This window comes from Eggerthella sp. 1_3_56FAA (genome assembly GCF_000185625.1).
GTDB lineage: Bacteria > Actinomycetota > Coriobacteriia > Coriobacteriales > Eggerthellaceae > Eggerthella > Eggerthella lenta.
Genome location: NZ_GL622580.1, coordinates 156441 through 162897, shown reverse-complemented (window position 1 = coordinate 162897; position 6457 = coordinate 156441). Strand labels below are relative to the sequence as shown.

The following is a 6457-nucleotide window of genomic DNA, read 5'->3' as shown; positions in this document are numbered from 1 at the left end:
GCAGGCTACAAGCGCGTGAAGCTGAAGGTGAAACCGGGAACCGCGCTCGCATGCGCGCAGGCCGTGCGCGCCGCGTTGCCCGACATGATGATCACGCTCGACGCCAACCAGAGCTTCTCGGAGCGTGAAGCCGAGGAGCTGCGCGGCTTGGACGGCCTGAACGTCGCCTGGATCGAGGAGCCGCTGGATCCGCGGCGCCTGCCCCCCGTGGGGCCGACCGACCTGTTCAGCCGCCTCGCGCGTCTGCAGCGCACGCTGCGCACCCCCATCTGCCTCGACGAGTCCATCGTGCGCCCCGAGGACCTGTCCCGTGCGTTGGCGCAGCCCGAGCTGCGGTGCTACGCCCTCAAGCTGGGAAAATGCGGCGGCGTGCAGCCTGCGCTCGATTTCGTGCAAATGGCGCGCAAGCGGGGCATCGAGGTGTGGATGGGCGGCATGTACGACACGGGCGTGTCCAGGCGCCTGCATGCCGCGTTCGAGACGCTGAGCGCGGTGGGTGCGCCCGGCGACATCGGAGCCACGGCTCGCTACTTCTCCTGCGACATCACCGATCCGCCCTACACGGCCGAGCGCGGCATGGTGACGCTCAACCGCGAAGGCCATGCCAGCGGCCTGGGTTGCGACCTCAACCGCTCGGCGTTGGAAAACGTCCTCGTGGAGCGCCTCGTCATTGCGTGACGTCCCGCCCCTTGCCATCTCCGTGCCATGCGCTCCGCTCGGGACGACAACCGCTCTGCATGCAAAATGTTGCATAACGGTGTGACGGAATGCAATGTTGTGGAGTATCATGCTACCAGTTGTCCATCAAGGAAACGGTGATTACATGAGCGAATCCGCATCGCACCACGCGTCCGCCACTTCGGGCATTCCCCAACCCCACGGAGGACTGGGCATCTTTCGCCTCGTCACCACGGTCATCACGCTCATCGTCGGCGGCGGCGTGTTCACGTTGGCGGGCGACCAGGCTGCAGGCGGCGCCAGCGGCGCGGCTATCCTCACTGCATGGAGCATCTCGGGAATCGGGGTGCTGTGCCTCGTCATGACGTTCTTCGCGCTCTCGCGCATCAAGCCGCAGTTGAAGGGCGGCATCTACAGCTATGCGAATGCGGGGTTCGGCGACTTTTTGGGCTTCAACAGCGCTTGGGGCTACTGGATCAGCGCGCTTCTGTGCACGGTCAGCTTCTCGGCGCTTCTGTTCGGCGCGCTTTCGTACTTCTTCCCCATCTTCGGCGGCGGCACGAACCTGCCGTCGGTCATCGGCGCCAGCCTGCTCATCTGGTTCTACGTGTTCCTCGTATCGCGCGGCATCAAAGAGGCTACCGGCGTGAACGCCGTTATCACCATCTCGAAGTTCGTGCCTATCTTCGTAGCCATCACGGCCATCATCTTTCTGCAGAAATTCGACCTCGGCATCTTTCTGGCGAACATGTCGCAGGGCGCCGATCCGGGCCTGCCGTTCTTCGACCAGGTGAGCAACACCATGATGATCACCATCTGGGTGTTCGTGGGCATCGAGGGCGCGGTCGCGATCTCCGGTCGCGCCAAGAAGGAACGCGACGTGGGCAAGGCCACCATCATCGCGTTCATCTGCGTGCTCAGCATCTACCTCATGGTCAGCGTGCTCAGCATGGGCGTCATGCCGCTGTCCGAGCTGGCCCAGCTGGAGAACCCGGCGCTTGCGGGCGTCATGGAGCACGCGGTGGGGCAGTGGGGCGCCATCCTCATCAACGGCGGCGTGGTGCTGTCGCTGGTGGGCGCCATGTTGGGCTACACCGTGCTGTCCAGCGAGTCGCCTTACGAGGCGGCTGAGCAGGGCGTGTTCATCAAGGCCTTCGCCAAGACGAACAAGAAGGGCGCCCCCATCGTCACGCTCGTGGTGACGAACGTCATCATCGAGGCGTTCCTCGTGGTCATGCTGTTCTCGGACAGCACGTACCAGTTCTTCTACGCGCTGTCGGCCGGCATGATCCTGCTGCCGTACCTGCTGTCGGCGGCGTACTTCGCGAAGCTCACGTTCACCGAGCCCGACGCGTTCAAGGGCAAGGTGGGCGGCAGCCTGGTGCTGTGGCGCATTTTCGGCGTGTTCGGCGTGGTGTACAGCTTCTTCCTGGCGTGGGCGTCGGGCGCGACGGGGCTCACCCTCATGTCGCTTCTGTACGCGCCGGGCATCCTCATGTACATCAAGGGCAAGAAGGAGCGCAACGAGCCGTACCTCAAGAGCACGGTGGACAAGGTGGTGGTGGCCATCATCCTCATCGCCGCCGTCACGTCGCTCGTGCTGCTGTTCACCGGCCAAGTGGTGCTGTAGGGACGCGAGCTGCATCGCTTGGAAACCCTTGCGAGCTGCCGTTCGATGCGTATAATATGAGGCGAGCCGCAGGGAGTTGGTGCTCCCCACGGCTCTCGGATCGCTTCGGCGGTTTGGGTTTACTTGGAGCGCTCCTTTCCCTTGTGGGACTGGAGCGCGTCTTCTATCACCAGGGCAAACTCGATGATACGAGACATCAGCTTCAACAGCAATTCGGCCAACGCAAGCAAATCCAAAGCGGTCATGGTCTTCACCTCCATCCTTCTAGAGTAATGAGAGGGAGAGGCACCAAGCCGCCGGATCGAATCCGTACCTACAAGTATAGCGGGCCCGTTCTACGTTTCCATGGCGTGCAACACCATGGAAAGTCTGCTCGATCTTGCGCGTTTCCAGCGCCGTTCCCACGCGGATTCCACATTCCTTGTCATCATTTCCCACGTGGTTTCCATGCGGGCAACCCGTCGATCTAGCGAATTCCCCGTTCCCCTGGCGGCATGCGTCCTTTACACTGTCCTGCAAAGGTTCGTTGCGTCTGCGAGATGACGCGACGCATGAAGACGGAACGACGACGGAGGCGGCACGTGGAGCTTTTGGAGGAACGCATCAGGCGCGACGGGGTGGTGAAGTCGGAGGGCGTCCTCAAGGTGGACAGCTTCCTCAACCACCAGCTGGACATCGATCTGTTCGACGCGATGGGCGAGGAGTTCAAGCGGCTGTTCGCCGACGCTCCCATCACGAAGATCCTCACGATCGAGGCGTCCGGCATCGGCATCGCCTGCGTGGTGGCGCGCCATTTCGGCGTGCCGGTGGTGTTCGCAAAGAAGGCTCAGAGCATCAACCTGGACGGCGAGATGTTCACGACACGCATCGAGTCGTTCACGCACGGTCGCGTGTACGACGTCATCGTGTCGAAGAAGTTCCTGAACGCCGACGACCATGTGCTGATCATCGACGACTTCCTGGCGAACGGATGCGCGCTGAACGGCCTCATCGAGCTCGTCGGCGAGGCGGGCGCCACGGTGGAGGGCATCGGCATCGCCATCGAGAAGGGCTTCCAGCCTGGCGGCGACGACCTGCGCGAACGCGGCTACCGCCTGGAATCGCTCGCCATCGTGGAGCGCATGGACCCCGAGACGGGGGAGATCGCGTTCCGATGAAAGCATTCGTACACGAGAACCTGTTCAAGCTCGACGGCGACATCCCCGTCGTCCGCGCCATTCCCTACGGCATCCAGCACATCCTCGCGATGTTCGTGGCGAACCTCGCGCCCATCCTCATCGTGGGCGCGGCGGCCGGCCTCGCGGACGATCAGCTGGGCATGCTGGTGCAAAGCGCCATGCTCATCGCGGGCATCGGCACGCTCATCCAGCTGTTCCCGCTGTGGCGCGTGGGGTCGGGCCTGCCCATCGTTATGGGCATCAGCTTCACGTTCGTCACCGTGCTCGTGGGCATCGCGGCCACGTACGGGTACAACGTCGCCATCGGCGCCATCATCGTGGGCGGCATCATCGAAGGCGTGCTGGGTCTGTTCGCGAAGTATTGGCGGCGCATCATATCGCCCATCGTGGCGGCCGTCGTGGTCACGTCCATCGGCTTCTCGCTTTTGGGCGTGGGTGCCTCTTCGTTCGGCGGCGGCTCCGGCGCTGCCGACTTCGGATCGCCGCAGAACCTGCTGCTGGGCACCATCTCGCTGGTTTCGTGCCTGGTGTTCCAGGTGCTGGCGAAAGGCAAGACCAAGCAGCTTTCGGTGCTGTTCGGCCTGGTCATCGGGTATGCATGCGCCGTGGTTGCGGGGGCGGTCGACTTCAGCGGCTTCCAGAGCATGGAGCTGTTCGCACTGCCGCAGCTCATGCCGTTCACGCCCGAGTTCAACCTGGGCGCCATCGTGTCGGTGACGCTGATCTTCCTCGTGTCGGCCACCGAGACTATCGGCGACACCTCCGCGCTGACCATGGTGGGCCTCAACCGCGAGGTGAAGGAGAAGGAGCTTTCGGGCTCCATCGCCTGCGACGGTTTCGTCAGCTCGCTGTCGGCGTGCTTCGGCTGCCTGCCTATCACGTCGTTCTCGCAGAACGTGGGCCTCGTGGCCATGACGAAGGTGGTGAACCGCAAAGCCATCGCCACGGGCGCGGTCATCATGATCCTGGCGGCGTTCCTGCCGGTGATCAGCGTGATCTTCGCGTCGCTGCCTGAGGCGGTGCTGGGCGGCTGCACCATCATGATGTTCGGCAACATCATCGTCAGCGGCTTCCAGATGATCGCGCGGGCGGGCTTCTCGCAGCGCAACATCCTCATCGCGGCGCTGTCGCTGGCCGTGGGCATAGGCTTCACGCAGGTGTCGGCCCTGTTCGCGAACTTCCCCGAGCTGATCCAAAGCGTGTTCGCGCAGAACTGCGTGGCCGTGGTGTTCCTGGTGGCCGTGGTGGCGAACCTCGTGCTGCCGAAGGACGCCGGCATCGAGGGCGCGACGGCGATGTCCGAACGTTCGACCGCCGAGGCGGCGCCGAGCGTCGACGAGGACGGCGACCTGGCGACGGCGTGACGCCCCGCGGTTGCCTGGGCGCGTGCGGCGACGCGCCTCGCGGATGTTCCTGAGTTTCCGGTCGCATCATCGCCCCAAAAACACGCCTCAGTCGCTGGAGCGTGTTTTTGGGGCGATGATGCGTCTTTGCGAGGCTTCTGGATTCCTGGGTCGCTCCTCCATAGGCGGATGGCTTCAACCCCACTTGTGGAAACCTGCGGGTTTCCGGTAACGGGTGTATGACCAGATGGACGGATGCCGTACGATTACATGGCGAATAGTCATATAAAGGAGGACCATCCGCAATTATGCCCATAGCACTCAGTTTGCTGCTCGTTCTGTTTTTCCTGCTCATGAATGCGTTCTTCGTCGCCGCCGAGTTCTCGCTCGTGCGCGTACGCAAGTCGCAAGTCGAAATCCTCGTGGACGAGGGTCGCAAGGGCGCCAAGTACACCAAGCTCGTCGCCGACAACGTCAACGCCTACCTGTCAGCCTGCCAGCTGGGCATCACCCTTGCCTCGCTCGCCCTCGGCTGGTTGGGCGAGCCTGCGGTGTCAGCCCTGTTCGAACCGCTGTTCAAGGCACTCAACGTGCCCGAGGCGGCCACGCACGGCATCTCCATCGTCATCGGTTTCGTCATCATCACCGCGTTGCACATCGTGGTGGGCGAGCTCATCCCGAAGTCGCTGGCCATCTTCTCCACCGAGCGCTACGCCCTGTTCACGGCCACGCCGCTCGTGTGGTTCTACCGCATCACGTACCCCGTCATGTGGCTGTTCAACAGCATTACGAACGGCGTCATGAAGATGCTGGGCCACGACGTGGCCAACGAACACGAGGTGTACACCGACGAGGAGATCAAGCTGCTCATCGACGAGAGCACCGAAAGCGGACTCATCGACCCCGAGCAGAACGAATACGTGGACAACATCTTCGACCTGGGCGACAAAGACGCCGAGGCCATCATGACGCCGCGCACCGATGTGGTGTGCATCGACCTCGACGATCCGCTGGAGGAGAGCCTCCAGACCGTGCTGCAGTACAAGTACACGCGCTACCCGGTGTGCCGCGGCAGCAAGGACCGCATCGTCGGCTTCGTGCACGTGAAGGACCTCTACACGATGCCTAAGGACGCGACGGTCGACGACCTGCGCGTGCGCATGATCCAGGCCGTACCCGAAGGCGTGCCCATCGCGAAGTTGCTGCAAACGCTGCAGGAGAAGCGCACGAAAATCGCCGTGGTCATCGACGAGCATGGCGGCACGGCCGGCATCGTTACGATGAGCGACATCATGGAGCAGATCGTCGGCCGCATCGACGACGAGTACGCGCATGGCGGCTCGGACGAGATCGTGCAGTTGGACGATGGCAGCTACCTCATCGACGGCTCGCTTCCCATCGACGAGGTGGGCGAGCTCATCGGTTTCGAGCCTCTCGAGTCCGAGGAATGCGAGACGGCGGGCGGCCTGCTGCTCACCGTGTTCGACCGTATCCCCGACGAGGGCGATTCCGTGACCATCGAGGACGGCGACGACAGGGCCACGTTCACCGTAGTCGACATGGACCGCCACCGCATCGACAAGATTCGGGTGGTGCTCGAGCACGCTCCGGAAAGCGACGAAAGCTAA

General features: G+C 63.2%; 6 protein-coding genes. 5 read left to right on the top strand and 1 reads right to left on the bottom strand.

The features are described from left to right. Window positions 1–678, top strand: a 678-nt coding sequence (locus HMPREF1023_RS06140) for an enolase C-terminal domain-like protein (protein ID WP_009305327.1), incomplete at its 5' end; no start/stop codon positions are given. Between the two features lie 145 nt (window positions 679–823). Continuing rightward, window positions 824–2308: a basic amino acid/polyamine antiporter gene (locus HMPREF1023_RS06135; protein WP_009305326.1), complete on the top strand. Its 1485-nt coding sequence runs from the start codon at window positions 824–826 to the stop codon at window positions 2306–2308. 119 nt (window positions 2309–2427) lie between these two features. Here the strand turns inward: HMPREF1023_RS06135 and HMPREF1023_RS16075 are convergent, their stop codons facing one another. After that, window positions 2428–2562 carry a hypothetical protein gene (locus HMPREF1023_RS16075; RefSeq protein ID WP_009608410.1) on the bottom strand — a complete coding sequence of 45 codons (135 nt, stop codon included), beginning with the start codon at window positions 2560–2562 and terminating at the stop codon, window positions 2428–2430. Between the two features lie 327 nt (window positions 2563–2889). Between HMPREF1023_RS16075 and HMPREF1023_RS06130 the strand changes: the two genes are divergently transcribed. The 3 genes from HMPREF1023_RS06130 (at window position 2890) to HMPREF1023_RS06120 (ending at window position 6457) form a co-directional block, all read left to right on the top strand. Next, window positions 2890–3465 (top strand): xanthine phosphoribosyltransferase, encoded by a 576-nt coding sequence (locus tag HMPREF1023_RS06130; RefSeq protein WP_009305325.1) that lies wholly within the window; start codon window positions 2890–2892, stop codon window positions 3463–3465. Next, a complete protein-coding gene (locus HMPREF1023_RS06125) occupies window positions 3462–4850 on the top strand; it encodes a uracil-xanthine permease family protein (RefSeq protein WP_009305324.1) in 1389 nt (462 codons plus the stop codon). Before HMPREF1023_RS06130 ends, HMPREF1023_RS06125 begins: the two co-directional genes overlap by 4 nt. Window positions 4851–5137: 287 nt before the next feature. Next, on the top strand, window positions 5138–6457 hold the full coding sequence (locus HMPREF1023_RS06120; protein WP_009305323.1) for a hemolysin family protein: 1320 nt from the start codon (window positions 5138–5140) through the stop codon (window positions 6455–6457).